At 54.6% G+C, this 21,094-nt stretch carries 23 protein-coding genes and 1 tRNA gene; 2 read left to right on the top strand and 22 right to left on the bottom strand.

From position 1 onward, the window contains the following. The first annotated feature begins 19 nt into the window (after positions 1–19). On the top strand, positions 20–568 hold the full coding sequence (locus tag HBO10_RS05620; protein ID WP_008437347.1) for an arsinothricin resistance N-acetyltransferase ArsN1 family B: 549 nt from the start codon (positions 20–22) through the stop codon (positions 566–568). 255 nt (positions 569–823) lie between these two features. Here the strand turns inward: HBO10_RS05620 and HBO10_RS05615 are convergent, their stop codons facing one another. From HBO10_RS05615 to HBO10_RS05510, 22 genes are all read right to left on the bottom strand, one after another. Then, complete coding sequence (locus tag HBO10_RS05615; RefSeq protein ID WP_024073377.1) at positions 824–2,779, bottom strand: DEAD/DEAH box helicase; 1,956 nt, start codon at positions 2,777–2,779, stop codon at positions 824–826. Then, on the bottom strand, positions 2,776–4,656 hold the full coding sequence (locus HBO10_RS05610; protein WP_019818088.1) for a hypothetical protein: 1,881 nt from the start codon (positions 4,654–4,656) through the stop codon (positions 2,776–2,778). The genes HBO10_RS05615 and HBO10_RS05610 overlap by 4 nt, the downstream gene beginning before the upstream one ends. 110 nt (positions 4,657–4,766) lie before the next feature. After that, entirely contained in the window at positions 4,767–6,671 is a 1,905-nt protein-coding gene (gene topA / locus HBO10_RS05605) for a type I DNA topoisomerase (protein WP_008437341.1), read from the bottom strand. Between the two features lie 99 nt (positions 6,672–6,770). Then, positions 6,771–6,968: a CrpP family ICE-associated protein gene (locus tag HBO10_RS05600; RefSeq protein ID WP_073845721.1), complete on the bottom strand. Its 198-nt coding sequence runs from the start codon at positions 6,966–6,968 to the stop codon at positions 6,771–6,773. 178 nt (positions 6,969–7,146) lie between these two features. Next, the gene (locus HBO10_RS05595; RefSeq protein WP_008437339.1) at positions 7,147–7,572 is read right to left on the bottom strand and encodes a hypothetical protein; all 426 of its coding nucleotides are present in this window, start codon (positions 7,570–7,572) and stop codon (positions 7,147–7,149) included. A 110-nt stretch (positions 7,573–7,682) separates the two neighbouring features. Next, positions 7,683–8,147, bottom strand: coding sequence for a single-stranded DNA-binding protein (locus tag HBO10_RS05590; protein WP_169921945.1), 465 nt, complete (start codon positions 8,145–8,147; stop codon positions 7,683–7,685). Between the two features lie 15 nt (positions 8,148–8,162). After that, positions 8,163–8,702, bottom strand: coding sequence for a DUF3158 family protein (locus HBO10_RS05585; RefSeq protein ID WP_008437334.1), 540 nt, complete (start codon positions 8,700–8,702; stop codon positions 8,163–8,165). 5 nt (positions 8,703–8,707) lie between these two features. Further along, positions 8,708–9,433, bottom strand: coding sequence for a PFL_4669 family integrating conjugative element protein (locus HBO10_RS05580; RefSeq protein ID WP_008437331.1), 726 nt, complete (start codon positions 9,431–9,433; stop codon positions 8,708–8,710). A 68-nt stretch (positions 9,434–9,501) separates the two neighbouring features. Continuing rightward, positions 9,502–10,185, bottom strand: a complete 684-nt coding sequence (locus tag HBO10_RS05575; protein WP_125919920.1) for a hypothetical protein — start codon at positions 10,183–10,185, stop codon at positions 9,502–9,504. Continuing rightward, positions 10,182–11,483, bottom strand: coding sequence for an STY4528 family pathogenicity island replication protein (locus HBO10_RS05570; RefSeq protein ID WP_019816979.1), 1,302 nt, complete (start codon positions 11,481–11,483; stop codon positions 10,182–10,184). Before HBO10_RS05570 ends, HBO10_RS05575 begins: the two co-directional genes overlap by 4 nt. Continuing rightward, positions 11,480–12,175: a DUF2857 domain-containing protein gene (locus tag HBO10_RS05565; RefSeq protein WP_008437329.1), complete on the bottom strand. Its 696-nt coding sequence runs from the start codon at positions 12,173–12,175 to the stop codon at positions 11,480–11,482. Before HBO10_RS05565 ends, HBO10_RS05570 begins: the two co-directional genes overlap by 4 nt. A 28-nt stretch (positions 12,176–12,203) precedes the next feature. Continuing rightward, positions 12,204–13,970 carry a ParB family protein gene (locus tag HBO10_RS05560; RefSeq protein WP_008437328.1) on the bottom strand — a complete coding sequence of 589 codons (1,767 nt, stop codon included), beginning with the start codon at positions 13,968–13,970 and terminating at the stop codon, positions 12,204–12,206. Next, the gene (locus HBO10_RS31625) at positions 13,967–14,203 is read right to left on the bottom strand and encodes an Arc family DNA-binding protein (RefSeq protein ID WP_008437327.1); all 237 of its coding nucleotides are present in this window, start codon (positions 14,201–14,203) and stop codon (positions 13,967–13,969) included. The genes HBO10_RS05560 and HBO10_RS31625 overlap by 4 nt, the downstream gene beginning before the upstream one ends. 33 nt (positions 14,204–14,236) lie before the next feature. Continuing rightward, the gene (gene yejK, locus HBO10_RS05550) at positions 14,237–15,238 is read right to left on the bottom strand and encodes a nucleoid-associated protein YejK (RefSeq protein ID WP_008437326.1); all 1,002 of its coding nucleotides are present in this window, start codon (positions 15,236–15,238) and stop codon (positions 14,237–14,239) included. After that, the gene (locus tag HBO10_RS05545) at positions 15,238–15,477 is read right to left on the bottom strand and encodes a type II toxin-antitoxin system HicA family toxin (protein ID WP_008437325.1); all 240 of its coding nucleotides are present in this window, start codon (positions 15,475–15,477) and stop codon (positions 15,238–15,240) included. The genes yejK and HBO10_RS05545 overlap by 1 nt, the downstream gene beginning before the upstream one ends. Continuing rightward, the gene (locus HBO10_RS05540) at positions 15,474–15,995 is read right to left on the bottom strand and encodes a hypothetical protein (protein ID WP_008437321.1); all 522 of its coding nucleotides are present in this window, start codon (positions 15,993–15,995) and stop codon (positions 15,474–15,476) included. The genes HBO10_RS05545 and HBO10_RS05540 overlap by 4 nt, the downstream gene beginning before the upstream one ends. Before the next feature lie 180 nt (positions 15,996–16,175). Continuing rightward, complete coding sequence (gene dnaB, locus HBO10_RS05535) at positions 16,176–17,525, bottom strand: replicative DNA helicase (RefSeq protein ID WP_008437319.1); 1,350 nt, start codon at positions 17,523–17,525, stop codon at positions 16,176–16,178. After that, positions 17,522–17,740, bottom strand: coding sequence for a hypothetical protein (locus HBO10_RS05530; protein ID WP_008437317.1), 219 nt, complete (start codon positions 17,738–17,740; stop codon positions 17,522–17,524). Before HBO10_RS05530 ends, dnaB begins: the two co-directional genes overlap by 4 nt. Then, the gene (locus tag HBO10_RS05525) at positions 17,724–18,443 is read right to left on the bottom strand and encodes an HNH endonuclease signature motif containing protein (protein WP_020301295.1); all 720 of its coding nucleotides are present in this window, start codon (positions 18,441–18,443) and stop codon (positions 17,724–17,726) included. Before HBO10_RS05525 ends, HBO10_RS05530 begins: the two co-directional genes overlap by 17 nt. Then, positions 18,440–19,141, bottom strand: a complete 702-nt coding sequence (locus tag HBO10_RS05520; RefSeq protein ID WP_008437315.1) for a DUF2786 domain-containing protein — start codon at positions 19,139–19,141, stop codon at positions 18,440–18,442. Before HBO10_RS05520 ends, HBO10_RS05525 begins: the two co-directional genes overlap by 4 nt. After that, a complete protein-coding gene (locus tag HBO10_RS05515) occupies positions 19,138–19,896 on the bottom strand; it encodes a hypothetical protein (RefSeq protein ID WP_008437314.1) in 759 nt (252 codons plus the stop codon). The genes HBO10_RS05520 and HBO10_RS05515 overlap by 4 nt, the downstream gene beginning before the upstream one ends. Before the next feature lies 1 nt (position 19,897). After that, a complete protein-coding gene (locus HBO10_RS05510) occupies positions 19,898–20,758 on the bottom strand; it encodes a ParA family protein (protein ID WP_008437313.1) in 861 nt (286 codons plus the stop codon). A 242-nt stretch (positions 20,759–21,000) separates the two neighbouring features. Here HBO10_RS05510 and HBO10_RS05505 point away from each other — a divergent pair. Then, positions 21,001–21,077 (top strand) — tRNA-Pro (locus tag HBO10_RS05505). Positions 21,078–21,094: the final 17 nt, after the last annotated feature.

Here is a 21,094-nt window from a genome sequence, read left to right as displayed (position 1 = left end):
GCGACCAAGGGGATAGAGGATGAGCAACACCACAGTAAGGATTGCGCAGATTTCGGACGCTCAAGCCATCCAGGCAATTTACGCACCGATGGTTGAGCATACGGCGATTTCGTTTGAGCTTGAGCCGCCCACAGTCGAAGAGATGGCCAAGCGGATTGGGTCGACTTTGCCGACTTACCCGTATCTGGTAGCGGAGCGAGACGGCCAGCTCATCGGCTATGCATATGCCAGTCAGCACCGGGCTCGTGAGGCCTATCGCTGGTCGGTCGACGTCACCGTTTATATATCGCCAGAAGCGCACCGTAGCGGGGTCGGCCGGGCACTGTATGGCGTGTTGCTGCCGACATTGAAAAGGCAAGGGTTTCACGCAGCCTTTGCCGGGATCGCGCTGCCAAACGATGGCAGCGTGGGGCTGCATGAAGCACTAGGCTTCGCTCACATCGGTACGTATCCAGAAGTAGGATTCAAGCATGGCGCTTGGCATGATGTTGGATATTGGCGTATCGCGCTGGATTCAACGAGTCCGCCAAAACTGTCCGTGCCTTTCAGTGAGATCAGTCTCTTCTGAATGGGTCTCGACGGCCATTATGAGCGATGGGAAGATTCTAATACGTAACAAAGTCAATTATGTTCGACTCCTCGAAATGAATACGAGCAAAGTGGGTAAAATCGAAATAGATTTGCCACTTTCGGAAGTTTGCAGATATCGAACGAAACTATTGTTGCCGATGGGGAGGCCTATTAGATTCCAGAAAACAAAAGTAATGGTTCCAAGTACGTTTACAAGGTCTCAGCCACTAAGAAGCAGTGATATACCGCAGATCTACAAATTGGTCGCCAATGCTTGTCTCGCGTTGCCGGCCGCGTCGGGCTCAATGAGGTCACTTGCCAACTGACGCTTATCCTGCAGCATTTGCCAAAGCATCTGGTCGATTGTGTTTTCCACCAGCGGGATTTTCACCACGACCATGCGCAATTGCCCATTGCGGTAGGCCCTGTCCTCAGCCTGGTCCTGCAGTCCAGGCGTCCAGGGGAGGCCCAGGAACATCACATAGTTGGCCGCAGTGAGGTTGTTGCCGGTGCCGGCAGCGGAGGTAGTGGCGGCAAAGACGCGGGTTTCTGGATCACTTTGGAATTGATCGATCGCCTTCTGCCGTTTGCCTACAGAGTCACTGCCGACAACCGTGACGCACCCGTACTCAGCTTGCTTGCACCGAGTGCGAAGTGTTCCTACCGTATCCTTGAACTCACAGAACAAGATTACTTTGTCCTCCGCGTCCAGTTCGCACAGCAGATCCATTACGACACGAATCTTTACCTGCTCAAGCAACTGACGCAGTGATCCCAACCTGGCGAGGCTAGGCCTGTCTTCGAGCCGAATTTGATCGTATTGCTTGCGCTCTTCAGCAGTGAGTTCGATGGGTAAAGTTTGGCGCTGTTTGCCCTTGAGACCGGGCAAGACATCCTTGCGTCGACGGAGCATCCAATCGCCGATTGCGCCCCGCAGATTCATGCGGAAATCCTGACTGCCGGCGAACTGTTCGCAGAATTCTTTCAAGGGCAGTTTCCCAACGGGGTGGCCGGATAGCCGTAGCAGCGTGTGCAGCTCAGATTCTCGGTTGAGGACTGGCGTACCCGTCAGCAGGTAACGGTTGGGTATCTTGGCGGCAATGTCGAAGCCGTGACGTGTCCACGCGGCGGTCGGCTCTTTCAGGCGGTGCGCCTCGTCGATGATCATCACTTCAAAGTGTCCTGCATGCAGAACAAAATCGCCAAGGCGTTCGTAGTTGGTGATAATCCATTGCGAAGAGGGATCAAAGACCTGTTGGCCGATAGTGGCCTTGGGATACACCATCTGGATTTCGCGTTGCCAGTTGATGATCAACGTCGACAGGGTGATAACCAAGATGGGTCTATTAGCTGCTCGGATTGCAGCGGCAATGATTGCTTGGCGAGTTTTACCAAGCCCCATGTCATCCGCAAGCAAGGCGCTTGTGCGCTGTAGCAAGTGCCGGATGCCTGCCGGTTGATGGTCCAGTAAAGAATAACCAGCCAATGCCTGGTTAATCTGTTCGGTAGTGGACCCGGTGCGCTCGATTGAGGGCACCGCGGCTAAATACACATCGGTTGAGGTGCTATCGTCAGCCGCTTTTGCTGCGCGCTCTTGTGGCGGTCCACCAAGACTGATGCGGGTGATTTCATCAGCTGGAACAACGGATCCGTCGGTCAGCAGCTCTTGCACGGTGTCGAGGATTTCGAACTGATCCTCCGACAATCCAAGCTCCAGGATCAAGTTGCTTCGCACCACTTCCGCACCAGCGTCAATGCGCCAGGACTTGGAATGCCCGAGAAACACGCCGTGCATGCGCCTTGAAACGGCGACCGCGCCAGGATGGTAGTCACCTGACAGCAGGATCCCGCCCTGAACGAGTGGAGCTATCCGAAAGGTCAGCCCCCACGTGAATGCCTGCCGATCTGGGTCGTTTTGTGCGGCTGTGATTTTATGTGAAAACGTCTCCCAACTTTCATTGAAACGGTCCTCGGACAACTCCATCAAACGGTGGAAGAGCACATCCAGGTCATCCAGCAACTTGCCTTTTGGTAATCGCCAATAGCGATGTTGAGGATGCTCGGCACGCCGAATATAGAAACCATTACGTTCGAGAAACAGCCGGTTCGCACCCTCAACGTATTGCATTAAGACCCCGAAGTCATAGCCGTCAAAAATGACTTTTTCGACCAGGTCCTGCCGGCGGTTCATCAGACGTGGACGACTCATGTCCTGCTCAATCGCTGGTTGATCCATTCCGCACAGGCCTGGGCATGCATTTTTTTCCGGTTTCGATTTGTATAGCGCGACATGGATAGTGTTTGGTCGGGCCATTCCAGGTTAATGGCGAGCTCACCCGATTTGATCTTTGCCCAAAACCATTGATAGGCCCGGTCAACCCTGGAGCCCGACTTAGGTGTGCGATTGCGGAGCCCTCTCAGTTGTATCGTCACCAGGTGTTTGGGAGTCAATTTTGCTAACGTTTCGCCCCAGGCACTTTCATCCATTTGGATTTCTGCAGAGGCCAACGATTTCCCGTTTTCGCGAACCGAAAAAAGACGGCAGATGCCCCGATAAGCACTGTAGTCGTAACCATCAATGCAATGGCCCAGCGCTCGATGTTCCGCATCAAGATCGGCGGGGCACTTCAGTTCGATAATTTGCAGCCCATTTGGACTCACGAGGGGTGTGCTGGTTGAATAAAGCAGCGGCTTCCAGGGCGTTAAAGAGTCTGTTCTTGTTTGTGGATCTACTGCATCTAAAGCCTCACGGATGTCTATCAACGCGAGGTGAAAGCCATTCACCAAGCTGGCGATCTGGTGATAGGAAGCAGTAGCAATGAAGCTTTTGAGTTTCTGCAGTGCTTCACCAGAAGCTGGTCCGTCGCTCTCATCAACGTTGTTAAAGAGCTCGTTCAGGTCTCGAAAGTCGTCGGCGATTTTGGACCAATTGTCGTCCGACCAATCAGTTGGACACCCTGACAGCAGCCTGTTCCAGTCCTGCGTTTGATCCAGCAGTTGATACGGGATTTTATCCAGCAGCGCGAAGAGAGTGATCCAGTGCGCTTTTTTAAGAGGACGGCGATTGCCCAGTGAGGCTCCCAGCAGCAGTCGATGCCAGGGTCCTTGTGGCCCCTCGCGGCTGATACGGGTCAATGCACTGCCGGTATCGAATACCCGCTGTTGACCCAGGTAGCGCACTGCAGCGCGCGGCGCCTGTAGCAGCCAAGCCAGTGTGTCGGAAAGGGGGAGGCCCGCGTCGGCTATGCGACCTACCAGGCACTCTTCAGCGGAAATCAAATAACGGTCCTCACTCCAGTATGGGCGCCACGCCTGAAGTTCATCCCATGGGCAGTTCATGTATACCTGCTGCTGCCCATCCCACGGCCACGGCCATTGATCTGCTAGTACCAGAAGTGGAATCAGTACTGGCTGGGCTTTTAGGGCCTGAAGGCGGCGTTTTCGGTCACCTTGAGCCAGCCAGTTATAGAGCTTGGGTGAGGGACATTGCGCTGAACGAATGGCGAATAAAAGCTCTTGGTCCAGACACTGGCAAAACTGCTTCAGCGTGCTGCCAATCTGCTTCAGGTAAAATCGGGTGCGGGGATTGAAGTACCGATTGTTGCTCGCCGTCCAATCGAAGCCGCGGCGATTAAAGCTTCCTAGATCTTCAATCGAAAGGGCTTTCGCCCTCTCTCCAGCAGACTTGCAGAAGGAGGTCAGTAGGACGTCTGCATACCAGCGTTTTTCAAACCTGAGCAGTAGCTGCTGGGCCACCATTGCGGTGGGTTTTCTCTTATGCACGCGGTCCTTGCTGAAGATTTTGCAGGCCTTAACCTGATGACCATCGAAGTACTGGAGGTGATCGCCGATTCTGGCCAGGAGCCGCCGTGTTTGATCATCTGTAGAGGGCAGGGCTACGCACCAGCAACGAGTATGGACAGTGGAACTCAGATAGGTATCGATGAAGGAGGTCAGCTGGGAGGGCGGTACGTTAAATTGTAAAGCCCAGGTCTGGGCGACTTCAATTTGCCGGTCTGAGAACTTCTCCAGCTTCGGCGCTAAGATGCGCAGCCCCACCACCGATTGTCTCTTCTGTACGCTCACCCATGACCTCCTCTGCAATTTCGCAGAGGACTGTCAGGTATAGGAATGGTGGGCTTCTAGGGTTAATGCGTAACGGCGTTGTCGGTGATTTATATCGGCAATGGCAGAAGTCACACCCCTCTGGGTTTATTGAGATCTGGTTTGCCATTCAAGTTTGGAAAACTCACCTTGCATCCATTCGATTTGAAGCCTGTGCAACCCCAAAAGTCATAGCCACCGCCCCCTTTTTTTTGTCGCCTTGCGAGGGGTTGATTGCACTTGGGACAGTTGAAAGCGCCACCTGCTGTGGCTGGGCGTGGAGCGGACGCCATCGGCACACTCGGCATTCCACGTTGCTGAGACAGTTCCTCTTCCAGGCGTCTATGCAGACGCGCAACGACAGCTCCATAGGTGTCTTGGCCCTGGGCGACTTTGTCCAAATCCCGCTCCAGCTCCCTCGTAAAATCGAGCTCCACGAAACTGTAGAACCCTTCCAGCTTCGCGATTGTTTCCTCCCCCAGCGGCGCCGGTACCAGCTTGCGGCTTTTTTCCTCAATCATTCCTTTGCTGGTGATGTTCTTCAAGATCGAGGCGAACGTGCTGGGACGACCAATACCGCGGCGCTCCATTTCTTTGATTAGACTGGCCTTGGTGTAGCGGGATGGCGGCTGAGTTTTCTTCTTCAGCAGTTCTCCGTTGTGCACAGAGATGATCTGTTTTGGTGTGAGTGCAGGAACTGGGTTGCTCGCTGCTCCATCTTCCTCATCGTCTGTGTCATCGCCCTTGAGCAGTTTCCGCCACCCAGGATGAAAAAGGGTTTCACCAGTTGCATTGAATCGCAAAGCCTTACCATTTGGGCCAACCGCGAGCAGTTTTACAGCACGCACGTCGAATACCGCCGCTTCGATCTGGCTGGCCAGCGCCCGGACCCAAATCAACTTGTACAGGGCGAGTTCCTCGTCGTTCTCACCAGCTTTTGTATCAGCCCAATGCGTCGGGGTAATAGCGGGGTGGCCTTCCTGCGCGCCTTCGGCGGCCTTGAATGTACGTCGCTCGTCGACGGTCTTCAATCCGATAGATCTAGCTACGGTTCTAATATCCTCCATGGCCTCGTCTGGTACGTTGGGATTATCCGTCCTGTGGTAGGTGATCACGCCTTGTTCATACAATCGCTGGGCGACTTGCATGGTCTTGTCCGGGTCCCATTTCAAGGCGTTGCTGGCTGCTTGTTGAAGGGTGGAAGAGATGAAGGGCGCGGGTGGGTGGCGCTCGGCCTTGCGGTCTTCACAGGACTCGACGACGACATTACGTGTGCCGGCGACGAGTCGGGCCAGGTTGGCATCTTGAACGTAAGGAAAGTCTTTGCTCGCGAAATCCGGTACCGGTTGCCAGTCTGCATACCAGGTGGTGCCCTGATTCATATCCACAAAGTTCAGACGCACACCGAAGTGGTTGATTACCTGAAAGTTGCGGATCTCGCGCTCGCGCAAAACCACCAGGTATACGGCAGGCGATTGCACGCGGCCTGCAGAGGTGGGCTTGCCCATCAGTCGGCGTAGCTCCTGAGTCACCAGGTAACCCACCAAACGATCAAGTACACGCCGGCATTCTTGTGACGCGACTCTGTTCAAATCGATTTGGCGAGGATTGGCTAGAGCCTCTGCGACACGCTTCAGGGTGATTTCATTGAAGGTGATGCGTTTGTAGGATTTGACCGCCAGTACCTGCTGGATGTGCCAGCTGATGCTTTCACCTTCGCGATCCGGATCGGTTGCGAGGTAGATTTCATCGGCCTGTTTAGCTGCGGCCTTGATGGTCCGCACGGCCTTGGCGCTCTTATCCAGGATCTCGTACACCGGTGTGTAATTTTTGCGGACGCCTGTGGTGATCATGCTGTCGTCCTGCCCTCTGGCGGGCAAGTCACGTATGTGCCCACCACTGGCGACAACCAACCAGTGTTCGCCTGGGCGCAGTTTCTTCATCATTGGCTGAAGCTTTTTCAGCTTCCCAGGTGCCTCGATGATCAATAGCTTCACGGTGTGCCCCTTCTCAATTATGCAGAGCGGGACTGTCACGTCATGGCAGGTAAGGCTTCAATGGGAAATGGTCAATGCACAACGGGAGGCTTTTAGCGGCTAGAGGTCCAGCGTCAGCTGCTGTTCCTGGGCAAAGCCCTTTAGCCACGACGCGCGCATCGCAGGATGGTGGTAAGGGCAGTCATACACCCGTAGCCCTTTTCGGGCGGCGTCAGCACCGGCTATTTGAACGGCAGTATGGGGGTTATTGAATTGCCGCCTATCTGCTGGTTTCAAAGAAGTTCGAGATTGCGCCATTGGCTATCGGTCCCCGAAGAACAGATCTATCAGACAGTAACATCACGAATAGCGCATTTTTTTGCATCAAAAACGGAAGTTTTAAACTTCTGTGCTTGAGATAGCCGAATGGAAGTGTGACTCAACCTGAAAGTTAACGAATGGCGCGATTTTTTGCCAACCAATTGGCGGTTTGATGTCAATTCGAAGCTGGCTCGTCCGTCCAGTTCGCAACTCTGATCCACGCGATGAAGTCCTGAGTGGATTGTCCGCTTTGAACACGTAGTTGTTCCAGCTTGCCGTATAAGTGTTCAGTCATTTCGTCGTCGTCGTCAAAGTCGACGCGGTATTCAGTATCTAAGCGGTATTCATCGAGCAAGGTGTTGATAAATCGGCGGGCTTGCCAGGTATCAAGGTCTGTCTCTCCACGGCCCCCCATCAGATACTCTCCCGTTCGCCACCCAACTGGAGCCCATGATGCTCGGTTTATGTCCAGGGTGAGCCCGTAGTAGTCCGGAGCATTCACCTCGCTTTCATCAAAGTAAGCCCAGTAAACACGGCCTAAAGCTGGGTGCTCTGCGCCAATGACAACGTACCCTGTTGGGTCCCTCAAAACTTCATCCATCGGCACGTCCTAATTTGTAGTGGTTCTCTAATGAGGTCGGGGGAAACGATGAGCTGTTTCCCCCAACACCGACAGCTACACGAATGGGCCGAAAAATTAAGCCCCTGTTTTCAGAATTGCGGTGGATCGGTATCTGGATATTCATCCGGGCCTGGAGCTGGCTGCGGCCGCGATTCGGGTCTGTTGGACTGTTGCGAATTCTGGTTTTGCGAAGGCGCCAGATTCACCATGGTCACGCGGTGTGGCAGCATGCCGACCCGGCTGGCCTGGATTTTCAAAGCTTCGAATTCGTCATCGTCGTTCTTCCAACGGTCCATAACGGCGCGACCGGAAACCAGCACTCGCATACCTTTCTGGAACAGTTGCGAATAATGCTCGGCGTCCTTGTGCCACCACTCCACATTCGCCCAAAAACCGCCACGATCTTCGTAGCCGCCTTTGCCATCCGGAATCGAATTGTCGAAGTAAACGTTGGCTCGCATGAGTCGACGTGGGTCTTTATTGCCGTTGGGGAATTCTTTGAATTCCGGTGCAGAACCGATATTGCCTTCCCAGCCTTGTACGGGCGTGCCCATGAGTATTCTCCGAGGTTATTGGTGTTGCGTTGGGTTGTTGAGCTGCTGCAGGCGAGCGGTATACACGGCCTCTGCCTGGCCCATTTTTTCTGCGCACTCGGCGGCCTGTTTGGTGATCGAGTGCAGCAAACTCATTTGCATATTCAAGGTGATGCGCTGCAGCTCCATCACGTAAAGATCCTGCAGCATGGATTCCGGTGTTCTGGGTGAGCCCATCATTTCTGCCCAAACCCCTACGCCCATCCGCCGATCTGTCACCTGCTGCCATCTCAAAAACTGGGTGCCGGCTTGGGTGTTCTGCTCAGTCAACCGCACTGGAACTAGGGTGAATGGATATCGGCGGGCCTGGCTCAGCACTTCCTGGGCAAGAGCTTTTAAGTCCGATTCTTGAGCTCGGCAAAGATCGGCAAATTGGGTCAGCTCCCCCTTACCTTTAAAAGGCTTTAAAAGGCCCTTTAGTGAGGCAGCCTGTTGCAGTCGCTGAAAGGCTTCCTGTTGCAGTGGCCGGAAGGCGGTCTGTTGCAGCGACCCATCATTGGAGGGAATCTGGCCCATGCTCTTTAACCCTCAACGGGGTCATCGAGATGATCATCCGTCTCGGTTTGCTGCTGACCGCGGATGATCGGTGGCGCGAAATTCGAACGGCGGGTGCCTTCCAGGATGTCTTGTGGCAGCTCACCGTACCGCTCGTACATTTTGCGGGCTGCTTCAGCCTTGGCATTGTTTGCAGCGAAGTCGTCGCGGGCAGCGCCTGAGTACTTATAGATCTGGGCCAGACCAAACAGTCTCCGCAGTACCGCTGCGCCTTCGTCGATCCAGGTTTCCATATCGTGGCGCCCGACAAGGCCAACGTGCTGGGCCAACAGAATGCGTCTGACAATTTCGTCGTAGTTCGTCAGCAGGTACACAGCCTGAAATCCCAGGGGATTGGAGATGTACAGCGGGAGGCTGACAGGCTGGATCGAGAGGTTTTCGCTAATGCTGATGGCCGGTGGAAGAGAGGCCATGGCTGTGTCCAGGCGATCTTCGATGGTCTTTAACGCTTCCTTGGAATCGTTGATCTTTTCCTCGAGGAGGATCATCCACCAGTCAGAGTAGGGATCATCCTGTTGGGCGCCTCGAGACATTCGATTGACGACAGTGCAGAACCCTGACAGACCAATGATGCCGGCTTTGAGGTCATTTTTAGGGCGCCCCATCCATATACGAGCGGCGTGGTGAGTGTGAAGGGTGAGCTTCACATCGCTGCGCAGTGAACCGATGTTGAGCCGGAAGTTATCAGCCATGGTGCAGTGTTTCCTTGGGAAGAGGATTGACGTACCCATGCTGCAATTTGGCTATAGGGGACGCAGCATTAAATACGTAGCCCGATGGAAGGGGATTTGTTGAGGCTTCTATATAGGAAGAGCTGAAACTCGCCGGTGCGGACCGAATCCCTTGCGTGGCGGCCACCTCCGGTGCCGGATGCTGTCAGGGTGTTGTGGGCCACAACACTTGCCATGTCGCCGGCACGGATGCCGGATCCTGCCAAGGTGGTGCGGGCCGCACCACTTATATGGCTGCCACCTCCGGTGCCGGATGCTGTCAGGGTGTTGTGGGCCACAACACTTGCCGTGTCGCCGGCACGGATGCCGGATCCTGCCAAGGTGGTGCGGGCCGCACCACTTATATGGCGGCCACCTCCGGTGCCGGATGCTGTCAGGGTGTTGTGGGCCACAACACTTGCCATGTCGCCGGCACGGATGCCGGATCCTGCCAAGGTGGTGCGGGCCGCACCACTTATATGGCGGCCACCTCCGGTGCCGGATGCTGTCAGGGTGTTGTGGGCCACAACACTTGCCGTGTCGCTGGCACGAATGCCGGATCCTGGGCAAGTGATTTGGGCCGAGTCACTTGCGTGGCGGCCGCGGCGTATTTCGGTTCCTGTCAGGGTGTTGCGGGCCGCAACACTTGCTGTGTAGCTGGCACAGATTCCGGTCACGACCGCTTCGCTCTGGGCCGCGTTACCACGATATTCTGGTTGTCCACCTGACATCATGGATGTGTACCCCGATTAGGCTTCAGCAGATGCAGCATTCCGCTGAGTGTGTGTTTTGCGGTTTGTATCGACTCAGGGCTACGCGTCTGCGTTAGCGTCTTCGTCGGCTGCTCTGCGCCCTCTGGCGGGGCTGAAGCGTCTTGACGCTCGGGGCTCGCTTTTGCCTTGTCGTCAGGGTTCCATTGGCTGTTGAAATCGCCGCGAACGGCCATGCCGACGAGCGTCATTAAGTATCCAAGCGGGTTTCGGACCCCTCCCGAGTCACAGCGGTGGACCCATTGTTTGATGAGCGCGGTTTTCAACTCTGCTGGAACCTTTTGCAGCGCCAGGACCGCGTTCTGTTTTTGCTCGACCGGTAGTCGATGCAGTGCACCGAGCAAATCGGCAGCGATGTCGTTTGGTGTGGGCGGTACATGTACAGAGCTTTTACAAACATCTTTGTGTGTATCTGTATACGTACTATATGAGTTCGGATGCCGAACTAAGTCCGAACTCAGTGATTTACGGCTGAGTTCGGCATCCGAACTCTGCTCCAAAGCGATTCGCTCTTCGCCTTTTTCACTGAGTTCGGTATCCGAACTCAGTGGAGATAGAGCTATATTTTGCTGAGTTCGGATTCCGAACTCAGTCGCTTTAAGAACGACTGGAGCCTGCGCTTTGGTCCAGGCCTGGCTATTCATGCGGGATTCGATGATGTCCAGCCTGCTAGGTAAGCGTTGGCCAACATCAGGATCAGCTGCAAATTCCTTCCAGGCAATTTCTGCCACTTCGCGAATCACCTTGGTCTGGTGCTGCATTGACTGCGCGAGTAGCTGCAAGTAGTCCTTGTCGAACTCTATAGCTTCGGCCGGTGTGACCGGTTCGTCGTGAAGCAGGTAGACGTTGCCTTGCACTTGTCCACTCAGATCATTGCGCACCCGTCGCCCCAGGCTAAGCCAACGGGTGAGACGTAAGGTCACTAATGCTTTTGATACAGTTTCACGCGAGGCAGGCCTACCGGGTTGCATACCCAAATATGGCCGCAGTTGGTCATAGGTAGGGAACGCCGTAAGGCCGTCGTCATTGATCAGTAGGCGAAATACCTGCCAGGTGTTTCTTTCAAGCGGGGTTAAGCGATCATCCAAAAGCAATCGGCGAGGAACCGTTTCGTGTGGGTTCCCGCTGAAAATAATTCCGGAGTAGGGGGAAGACCCTTCAATCCCCGGAGGCGCCGACTCTTTTTTCTGAAGCAAATGAGCTTCAAGGTGACCCGAGGCCGAGTCTAAAAGCGTCGACAAGGGAAGCCGAGACAACCTCATAATACAGAGTCACCTTCCACCGATGTCGCTGCAGGCTGTGCAAGTCGTTGAGAAGACACAAGCTGTAGCCTTCTCGGAAGGCCAGGGTTTGCAGGAGGGTAAAGCCCTTCCTTTATCCAGGACTGAATGCGATGCCAGATGATGGCCAGGCTGAGGTTTTCGTGGGTCTCATCTGGGCTAGTATCCTGTGGAGCATTGAGTTCCTCGGCGACCAACATGGCGATGTCCAGCAACGCGAGACTGTCGCCAAGCTCTACCTGATGCTCTTGCATTAGGTGCGTCCATCGGTACCAAAGCTGAGCGTCCATCTCCTCACTGAATTCGCGCCAACGGCCACGACGTGCCGTCACGCCGATCATTAGGCGTTGAAGGGCCACATCCTGCGGAGACAGCCCGAAGAACTGTTGCAGCATTTGAGTGGTCGCGCCAAGTCGCAGCGCACGTTCAATCATGCGCACTTCTTCATCAGAACGCTGCGCGCCTGACAGTAGTTTTTTTACCATGTCCCCATCAATGGTGACGTTGCACCAAGACACGGGAGTGTTAAGCAGCAAGCTCAGTACTGAAGGTTGTTGGAGCTGAGCCAATATCTCTGGCTCCAGGCCCATTTCGATGCAGCGCCGAAGTTGGCCATTACGCATGTGATGAAGCACCTGTGACAGGATTGCTTCATTTATTGGTGTCTTGGACATGACGACTCCCCCTTGTAGAGTCCGTGTGTTAACTGGCTGAATTCGGACCGTTGTTGGCGACTGACTGGATTTCCAGGTCAATCAAACGTCTTGCGAGACGAATAATGCGGAACAGCTTCACTAGAGCGCCGTCGCTGAGACGGCATTCACTTTCAGGGGGCTGATCTTTTGTGTGAGGCTGGCCCAGTAAGATCTGGCCCAGTCCGGCTGCGAACTCAAAGTCAGCCAACGCGTCGATTTGAAGCTTGGGTTGCTGCTGAATCATTTTCAGTACGATGGCCATCGAGCCGCTCAAAGACTGGAGCAGCGTCAAGGTATGTTGGGCTGTGGCAGTAATTTCGACTTCCGCTTCGGGGTGTCGGTAGCTGAACCCGACGCCACCATCGATATCGATAAATTGACCTGGGGCTTTGACCGAGCTGGCTATTTCGCGAGCCAATTGAGCGATGTGCTGACGCAGGGTCGCGGTATTGTCTATTTCGCGTTCGATGTACCAAAGGTCAGAAATGGGATTGAGTCCGCCAGCTTGAACAGGGATGGCCACCAAGGCATTGGAGGCGAAGTCGGGCAAGACCTCACCGTCAAGCGCAGCGAGCTCCCGTTTCATCTTGTCGACTCTGGGAGAAGTCTTCACAGGGCTCGCAACGTGCCCATCGATACGTGCTTGGCGCTCTTGTGGGCTCATTTGCTCCTGCGGAGTTGGGGCCAGTTGCTGTTGCACCCCTTGAGGTGAAGGACTCTCTTTGGAGGGCGTCGTCTTATGTGTGCTGCCCCCCGAAGTAGTAGGGGGTAGTTGTAGAGGGTTCTGATTAGCCTCAATGCCATTGTTCGAAACGTTAAGTTGAGTCCCCCCCTCAAATTGCGATGCAGGGTACTGTGGCAGCTCAAGAACCGGCGTAGACCGGCGCAATTGGTCCTGGTTCTGAGTGATTTCCAACAGTATTTGCTCGTAGCCGAGGTTCAGCGGCTTTTTAAGGTGATCTATCAGTTCGTCCTGAAATCGCTGGAATAGAAATTCTTCAGCGTCGCCCTCAAACTGGGACAGTACATCTTGGAAAAGCGTATCGAAATCAAGGTGCTGCTCCTGCTCTTGATAATTGCGATCCCAGCACTGAAGAGCTGTTTTGCGCAAAGACAGAAGCTTTATGATTCTGTCTACTCCCAGTCCAGAGTACAGCGCGCCTGGAATTGCTGGCAGTAAGTACCGAATGGTGTCGTGCATACGACTCAAGTGAGACGCGGAGACCGGGTAGCCATCCGCTGACAGCCGCCGTGAAAGCTCACGTAATGAGATAGACTCCCCTGCCTCTGTTTCATACAGCGCTCTCGCTTTGTCGACCCCAATAGCCCGCTCAATGAACAGGAGCTGGCCTTGGAGGTCGTTTTCAGCCAAGTGGCCGGTGAGCGAGATGATTTCGCCCCGAACGGCGTCCCAGGGTCGAAATAGGCAGTGAAACTTGAAGTACTTCTCGTCGCCGGTCTCACGATACAACTCGTTTAAAATTGCCAGGCGAGTGTTGCCGCCGTTGCGGATCCGGTACTTATCTTCCCCAGGTTTACGAGTGACGGGAGGTGGCGTATCGAGTCCCCGATTTCGTATCGACTCTTTAATTTCATCGTACTTCGGGTTACGAGTCGTCCTTGGGTTTTCGTCATACGGCAGCGTTTCGTCGAGAGTCAACAGCATGGGGGTATCGACGATGGGGTCGCTCATTCGCGCTGCCACCGGCGACTTCGATTCAAACGCCGGCAGCAACAGCTTATCTTTCATGGTTTGGGCCAAAGACGCTTTCATACTCTGGCTCCTGGCTGCTCATAAGCCGGGCTTGCCGCCAAAAGCTGGTCAATGATTTTCAAAGCACGATCCAGAGCAGCTTCAAGTTCGGCAGTTGTCTCCAGCCGATAAACAATTTCTGAGTTCATCGACCTGGCGTTTTCACGTGCTTCCAACGCGATGCGTTCGCGCATCCCGTCGGGCAGGCGAATAACGAATTTTTCTTCATGCAGACGCTGTGGTTTGTTACTCATGGTGGGCTCCGATGCCTAGGGTAGAAAGTGTGTTCAGCGACGTTTCAACTGATCAGTGAGTTGGGTAGGTAACCCCTTGATGACTAATGAATTGGACGCCTCGTCGTACTCGATCTTGTCCCCTAGCAGATGCGCTTCAAAACTGATGGACAAGCCTTCGGCACGGCCGGTGAACCGACGGAATTGGTTGAGAGTGCGTTTATCCAGGGGGATTTCCGGCGACAGGCCGTAGTCCTTATTGCGGATATGGTCGTAGAACGCCTTGGGGCGATCTTCATCGATCAAGCCTGACAGTTCCTCCAGGCCCATGGGTTCACCGAGCTTGGCCTGGCTGGTGGCGTAGTCCACCAGGGCCTTGGTTTTCTCGCGGGCCGATTCGTCTGGCAGGTCTTCGTTTTCAACGAAGTCGCTGAACGCCTTGAGGAGGGCGCGGGTTTCGCCCGGGCCGTCGACGCCTTCCATGCAGCCAATGAAGTCGCTGAAATACCCCGAGATCTTCTTACCGTTTTTGCCTTTGATGTACGAGATGTACTGCTTGGATTGCTTGTTGTTCTGCCACTCGGACAAGTTGATACGCGCTGCCAGGTGCAACTGGCCAACGTCCAGGTGGCGTGAAGGAGTGACGTCCAGATCGTCAGTAACCACCACGCCTTCACTGTGGTGGAGCAGGGCGACAGTTAGGTAGTCGGTCATGCCTTGCTGGTAATGGGCAAACAGTACGTGGCCACCGGTGGAGAGGTTGGACTCTTCCATCAGCTTTTGCAGATGCTCGACCGCCGTGTGGCTGAAGGCGGTGAAGTCCTGGTCACCTTCAAAGTACTGCTTTAACCAGCCGCTAAACGGGTGCGCGCCGGACTCGGCATGGAAGAAACCCCAGGCCTTGCCTTGTTTGGCGTTATAGCTCTCGTTGAGGTCGGCAAGCATGTTCTCGATGGCGACCGATTCGGATAGCTCCGAATCGCGTGCCTGGAGAACAGCAGGTGTGCCATCGGGTTTTTTGTCGATCAGGTGGACGATGCAATGACGGATAGGCATTAGATTGCCTCCTGCGAGTGTAGGGTTTGAGCTCGATCAGCACGACGAATACGGGCTTTGGCGTTGAGGCCTGAGCGGTAATCGCTTGCGGTTGATGAGGTGTAAATCGATCCAAGGCCAGATTTCGTGAACTTGATATGGCCACCTTGAGTGCGAGACACCGTCCAGCCATTCGCTTCAGCAAACTTCACGAGTACACGAAGGCTCTCGCTTTTTCCGCGTAGGAGATTGGTGGTCATAGCTCTGCATCCCTGTCTGCCAGAACGTTACCGGTCTGGATCGCGATGATTTCAGCCTGATCGCCAGGAAACTTGGTACCGAGCTCATGCAAAAAGTGACGCGTAGCCTCACGTGCTCCAGGCACGCGGAACACCACGCTGCAGTGCTGAACTTCCGCGGGGTGTTGCAGGTGAGACATGACGGCCACTTTCAGCGAGCAGCACTGGAGGTAGCGGGGCACCCAAACCGACCAGAAGTAGCTGGATAGCAAGGCGCCCGCACAGAGCAGTTCAACGGTAATTGTTGCGCTGGGCGTGTTGGTCAGCTCGACGTAGCCGAGCTTCTCAAACTCCAACAGATCCTCACGCATGCTCATTGGGACCACGGTGCTGTGGTCACGAGCAAGGCGGCCGATCGCTTGAGCTAATGCGTCGAGCTCCACCGGGTTGATCCCAGATTTATGGGCATGAGCCACAGCAGAGGCTTCGAACACGGCACCGGCATGGATACTAGGAAATAGCTCGGCGCTACTGTGCATCCGACACCTCCTGAAGCTCCTCGATGTCATAGCTATTGCAAGTAGGGCAAATAAGCTCGTCCACTTCACCGCCGGGTAAGGCTGGAGCGCCACTCACTTGATGTTTCGGGTGGTGGCTATCGCATTGAAGGCACCAGTGAGTGATGCGTACGAGAGTATTCATCGCTGAGGTGTGCTTTTTCATAGTTGAGCCCCTTGCCAGCCGGCGTTGGGACTGAGGTTGGCAAACCGGGTCTGATTGGCGATGAAGGCTGTTCGTACGGTCCCAGTTGGGCCGTTACGCGCCTTGCCGAGAATGATTTCTGCAATGCCTTTGTGTTCGCTCTGAGGGTGGTACACCTCGTCCCGGTAGACGAACATAATCAGGTCCGCGTCCTGTTCAATCGCACCGCTATCACGCAGGTCTGCGTTGATCGGACGCTTATTTGGCCGTCGCTCCAGTTCTCGGTTGAGCTGGGAAAGCGCAACCACCGGGCAATTCATCTCTTTCGCTAGGGCCTTGAGGGACTGGGATATAGCGCTGATCTCGTTGGCCCTGTTTTCCTGACCTGGGCAGCGCATGAGCTGCAGGTAATCGATCAGGATCAAGCTCGGGTGTCCGAAGCGACGAGCTGCTCGACGAGATTTAGCTCTGATTACTGCAGGCGTGAGCGCTGATGAGTCGTCGATGACCAGCCGCTCTCCATAGCCATTAATACGAGAAACCGCTGCAGTCAGCTTCGGCCAATCATCATCATCGAGCTTGCCCTTCAATAGCCTGCCCAGATCGATATGGCCTAGGATGCCCATCAATCGATACATCAGTGCTTTGGCCGGCATTTCCATGCTGAAAACCTGAACTGTACGATCAAGCTTTGCCTGCAGAGCCGTATCTATGAAGTTCAAGGCCAGAGAGGTCTTCCCCATAGACGGGCGCGCGCCGAGGATGATCAGGTCGGCTTCTTGAAAACCCGACGTCAGCTCGTCCAGGTCCTCCAGGCCTGAAGGCAGGCCGGTCACGGTGATATTGCCGTTGAAATGTTCGTCTATTTGTTCGACGACGTTCGTCAGGCATTGGTTGATATTGACGAATTCCGTTGCGCTCTTGCCTTCACCCAGAGCGAACAGTTGCTGTTCAATTGATTCTTGAACATCCTCCGCACTTGCCAACGGGTCTGTCGCCTCGCGAGAGCATTGGTATCCAAGGGACATGAGCTGTCTGAGCCGAGAGCGATTACGCACGATGGATGCGTAATGCTCGATGTTGGCTACAGACGGCGTGTTTTTGGCCAGCTCGCCCAGATAGCTCAGCCCTCCGGCTTCGTCTGGCTCCTCCAACGCGTTGTGGACGGTGACGATGTCGAACGGAATGGACTTGTCAGCAAGGCTTGCCATTGTCCGGAACAGCAACCGATGGTCGTGTCGGAAAAAATCAGAGGCATCCAGTTTGTCTGCGACGAGATCCCAGGTGTTGTTGTCGAGCAGTAGCCCACCTAACACACCTTGTTCAGCCTCTACGGAGTAGGGAGGTGAGAGGTCAAGGTGATTCATTTCCCAGACTCCTGGCCTATCTGAAGAAAACCACTCCCGTTGCGTGCCCCTAGGGCTTTGACCATGTCGACTTCAACCTTCGCTGAATTGATCATGACCTGAGCAACCTCGGCAACCGCTTTGGCCCGTTCGATTTCCATTGGTCTTTCTGGGTCCAGGAGGCTCTCGATCGCGACGAACAGGTGATTACGTAGATCTTCAATCTTGTTCTTCATGTTCAACCTCCCGGATGGTGCGTTTGAGTTTGCCGATAGCGCGTATTGCGGATTTCAGCTCTTCCGGATACCGATGAATGGTGTTCCGACGCATACGTTCTGCTCTCGTCAGCAACTCCAGGTTATTCAGGGCTATATGGGCCTTGTTGCCGTCCTTGAAGCACACGCACATGTTTATAGGGACTGGTCCGTGATGCTCCTCCCAAAGCAGTACATGCACGGCTTTCCAGTCAACGGGTGGGTAACCGGTATCGGTGATTTTCTTCTGCTGATAACCGTCAGGAGTTGTGCGCAGGCTGCCAATAGGCAGCCAGTTCCCCGGTTTATTGCCGGCCTTAAACTGCGTCTGAGTCATACGGCCAGAGGAGGGGAGCCCCTTAAGGCCCTTATTCCATGGGACGGATCCCTTGGGAAAGCGGAATTCTGCGCCCAACTTGCCGTCAAGCCGGCCACAGAGACTACTGCGAAGAAACTCGGCGCTTTTGCTCAAGCCCAGCCGTTTGGCTTTGGCATAGACCTGATAGACGCTGAGCCCCAATTCGGCGGCTAGGACCTGAGTCGGTTCATTGGGATAGCGGGCAATGAGCGAGCGCTCTTCTGCCTCACTCCAAACATGGTGTTTGTGAACCGGGGCAAGCCCAAGTTGGGATCTGGCTTGTTCCAGCGCCGCCATGGCCAAAGGTGAAAGCGAATGAGTTCTCATTGGCTCCCTCCATGCCCAAGGGCTCCTTGTGACTGCTGTCCGACACCACGATGCAGCCTGGCATGCTTGCCCTGGTCCCATCCCGCTTGCAAAGAGCGGGTGTCATGACCTTTGGCTTCGATGGGCTTGATAATGGCTAGCGTTAGTTTTGGATGATGCCATTCCAGGTAGGCTTGGATCTCCAGCGCAGTGTTTTCGTCTATCCCACCTGCAAACTGGTTCACCTTAGAGGCGACGGCATTGAGCCAGCCCTCGGCAAACAGTTGGCCGCGGTGACGTTTGGTTTTCAGTTGGCAGCGCTTCTGCTGGGCAACATGAGCTCGTCGGGCTGCGACAAGCTGGTGATGCAGCGTTGAATAGGTGTGAGCTGCCAGATCGGGTGAAATACCTTTCCCCAAGAACTTGAAGGACCAGCCAAGTAGCGGATTGAAATACGCCAAGTGGCTGCAATCGAAGGCTTGGGAACAGATTGAGGCCAGGTTGTGCAGCCAATCCTGCGGTGCCCGACGGGTTTTGGTACCCACAATGGATTCTTCGATTGTATGGGCAGCGACTTCGGTGTGTTCCAAGTTGTACTGATTCATCAAATGGCGAGCTTGACGAAGTGCAATTTCCACTTCGTTTGGGGCAGCGCCTTGTGACTTGGCCAGCGCCATGAGTTTGGCGACCTTGCTGAGGACTTTTTGCTTGTCCATCATTCACCCCCTTCCTGTTGGAGGCGGGGGGAGAGCGCCTCTGACCACAGGCGAAGTGTTTCTTCCTCATCAGCAGAGAGGTGAGTCCGGGCAAGGCAGTCCGCAACCTTCTGTTTCAGGGCATCAAGGCGGTCTTGAACACTTGACCCATCGTCGTAAGCAATCTCTTGCTCAACAGCTTGCACAACGTCATTACGAAGAGAGAGAACCGTGCTTATCCAAAAAGCACTTGGGCTGGTCCAGCCAATGAGCTTTCGAGTTCTGGCAGGCGACAGGTAATCACGGAGCCTGAGATTGAACTCCCTAGGGGAATAACCATTCCTGAAAACGTCTGCTCGATTAAGCGTCAGCGCTGTTTTAAGAATATCTAGAAGAGGGTCCAAAGCCGTTGGCTCAGGAGCAAAGGGTTCTAAATATGTTTCAGCTACCAGGCGTTTGGCTTCGGCATATCGACTTTGCTGACGGCGTTTGGCTTGGTTTTCGTCGCGGCCGCGCTTTTCCTTCGCGTGCTTAATGTTCGAGTTCACTGACTCGATAAGCTTCGCGGCGTCCTGCAAAAGCTGAAGCTGGTCAACGCTCAACTGAGCGCCAATCCGACCGGGTAATTGGTAACCGCTTGTCAGGGCTCGGATTTCTCGTGCGGTTCCACTGAGCTTGGCTTGCAAGCTGCGCAATTGCTGAGCGCTGTAGTACTTGCCAACCTCTAGGATGAGGTTTGCAGTAATACTGCGGGCGTCGGTAATGGAGGGCTTCGCCATTTCAACGACCCTCCCTCACCAAGTTAGCTACCTTTTCCTCGGTCATGGCCTCGAAGCGGTCACGCCATTCTGGAAAAAGCTCAATGGCCAATTGGCGGATCACGACAAGGGCTGCAGGGGATATGCGGTTGGAAGGCTGTCTGTATTCCAAGCGGTGTACTGGGACGCCCAGGGATGAACTGTTACGAAACACCACTGCGGAGGGGACGACGCATTCCAGAACGTTGATTTCGTCATTGTCCTGGAAAATTTCCCGTACCGACTGCTCGATCATTTGCGCGTCGGTGGTTTGGTCGAGATTGTTGACGACGATCCGCACAGGAGGGATTTTCATGCCCAGGCGCCCATAGGCGCGCAGGCCGTCCAGCATCTGCATGGATCCCCGGCTGAACTCCCGTGCAGCGAGCATATTGGGCGGAAGTGGGGATATGACCAAATCAGAGGCTAGGACCACCATTTCGAGCATTGCCGACCTGGCGCCTTGGGTGTCAATCAGTACCAGGTCGAAATGATCTTTGAAGCCCGGCATCAGGTTGGCGAGTCGCAACCGTCCGTCAGGTGCTTGCAGGATCAGGCTGTTCAGTTGGTTGTTGATGTCGTTGGAAATGACAAGCGACAGGTTTGGTATCGTGGTGCTGGATATGATCTTGGCTGATTCGGTGATATTGAATGCCAGCAGGTCGTAGATGCCTCCTTGAGCTTCATCGACCAATTGGTAATACGAGGAGAGCGAAGGCTGTGCAGGATCTAGGTCGATCATGAGCACGCGCAGGCCTGCATCCGCACAAAAAGCGCCGAGGTTGGCCTCGATGGTAGTTTTGCCTACGCCGCCTTTGGTCGAAACGACCGCAGAGATTTTCATGGTTTGGAGCCTCTAATGTGGGTTCATTAGAGGCTGCGAGGCCACGGAAACAGCTATGTGTAGCGAACACGATCCTGGGCTATGAAGCACTAAAACCAATTGTCTTTTAACCAATTGGTCGTAGGTTCGAATCCCACACGACCCACCATTTTTGAGACCAGTTAACGCTGGAATCGAATCTTAAGATCAGAGGCCAAAAGCGCTGATCGAAGAAGGCGACTGAAAGGTCGCCTTTTTATTACCGGGGTATAGCGCAGTCCGGTAGCGCGCCTGCTTTGGGAGCAGGATGTCGGGAGTTCGAATCCCCCTACCCCGACCATATTAAAAATCCTCGTA

Origin of the sequence: Pseudomonas sp. WS 5503, from assembly GCF_012985385.1 — a bacterium.
GTDB lineage: Bacteria > Pseudomonadota > Gammaproteobacteria > Pseudomonadales > Pseudomonadaceae > Aquipseudomonas > Aquipseudomonas paracarnis.
The sequence above is the reverse complement of the archived record's forward strand: the minus strand, read 5'-3'. Positions and strand labels throughout refer to the sequence as shown.

Excerpts from the sequence above, each read along its gene's own strand:
- HBO10_RS05600 (WP_073845721.1), bottom strand. The coding sequence starts at position 6,968 with ATGGCGCAATCTCGAACTTCTTTGAAACCAGCAGATAGGCGGCAATTC.
- HBO10_RS05590 (WP_169921945.1), bottom strand. The coding sequence starts at position 8,147 with ATGGGCACGCCCGTACAAGGCTGGGAAGGCAATATCGGTTCTGCACCG.
- HBO10_RS05545 (WP_008437325.1), bottom strand. The coding sequence starts at position 15,477 with ATGACCACCAATCTCCTACGCGGAAAAAGCGAGAGCCTTCGTGTACTC.
- HBO10_RS05580 (WP_008437331.1), bottom strand. The coding sequence starts at position 9,433 with ATGGCTGATAACTTCCGGCTCAACATCGGTTCACTGCGCAGCGATGTG.
- HBO10_RS05615 (WP_024073377.1), bottom strand. The coding sequence starts at position 2,779 with ATGAGTCGTCCACGTCTGATGAACCGCCGGCAGGACCTGGTCGAAAAA.
- HBO10_RS31625 (WP_008437327.1), bottom strand. The coding sequence starts at position 14,203 with ATGAGTAACAAACCACAGCGTCTGCATGAAGAAAAATTCGTTATTCGC.
- HBO10_RS05585 (WP_008437334.1), bottom strand. The coding sequence starts at position 8,702 with ATGGGCCAGATTCCCTCCAATGATGGGTCGCTGCAACAGACCGCCTTC.
- HBO10_RS05595 (WP_008437339.1), bottom strand. The coding sequence starts at position 7,572 with ATGGATGAAGTTTTGAGGGACCCAACAGGGTACGTTGTCATTGGCGCA.
- HBO10_RS05560 (WP_008437328.1), bottom strand. The coding sequence starts at position 13,970 with ATGAAAGCGTCTTTGGCCCAAACCATGAAAGATAAGCTGTTGCTGCCG.
- HBO10_RS05540 (WP_008437321.1), bottom strand. The coding sequence starts at position 15,995 with ATGCACAGTAGCGCCGAGCTATTTCCTAGTATCCATGCCGGTGCCGTG.
- HBO10_RS05525 (WP_020301295.1), bottom strand. The coding sequence starts at position 18,443 with ATGAGAACTCATTCGCTTTCACCTTTGGCCATGGCGGCGCTGGAACAA.
- HBO10_RS05515 (WP_008437314.1), bottom strand. The coding sequence starts at position 19,896 with ATGGCGAAGCCCTCCATTACCGACGCCCGCAGTATTACTGCAAACCTC.
- yejK (WP_008437326.1), bottom strand. The coding sequence starts at position 15,238 with ATGCCTATCCGTCATTGCATCGTCCACCTGATCGACAAAAAACCCGAT.
- HBO10_RS05575 (WP_125919920.1), bottom strand. The coding sequence starts at position 10,185 with ATGATGTCAGGTGGACAACCAGAATATCGTGGTAACGCGGCCCAGAGC.
- HBO10_RS05530 (WP_008437317.1), bottom strand. The coding sequence starts at position 17,740 with ATGAAGAACAAGATTGAAGATCTACGTAATCACCTGTTCGTCGCGATC.
- HBO10_RS05510 (WP_008437313.1), bottom strand. The coding sequence starts at position 20,758 with ATGAAAATCTCTGCGGTCGTTTCGACCAAAGGCGGCGTAGGCAAAACT.
- dnaB (WP_008437319.1), bottom strand. The coding sequence starts at position 17,525 with ATGAATCACCTTGACCTCTCACCTCCCTACTCCGTAGAGGCTGAACAA.
- HBO10_RS05520 (WP_008437315.1), bottom strand. The coding sequence starts at position 19,141 with ATGATGGACAAGCAAAAAGTCCTCAGCAAGGTCGCCAAACTCATGGCG.
- HBO10_RS05620 (WP_008437347.1), top strand. The coding sequence starts at position 20 with ATGAGCAACACCACAGTAAGGATTGCGCAGATTTCGGACGCTCAAGCC.
- HBO10_RS05565 (WP_008437329.1), bottom strand. The coding sequence starts at position 12,175 with ATGTCCAAGACACCAATAAATGAAGCAATCCTGTCACAGGTGCTTCAT.
- HBO10_RS05570 (WP_019816979.1), bottom strand. The coding sequence starts at position 11,483 with ATGAGGTTGTCTCGGCTTCCCTTGTCGACGCTTTTAGACTCGGCCTCG.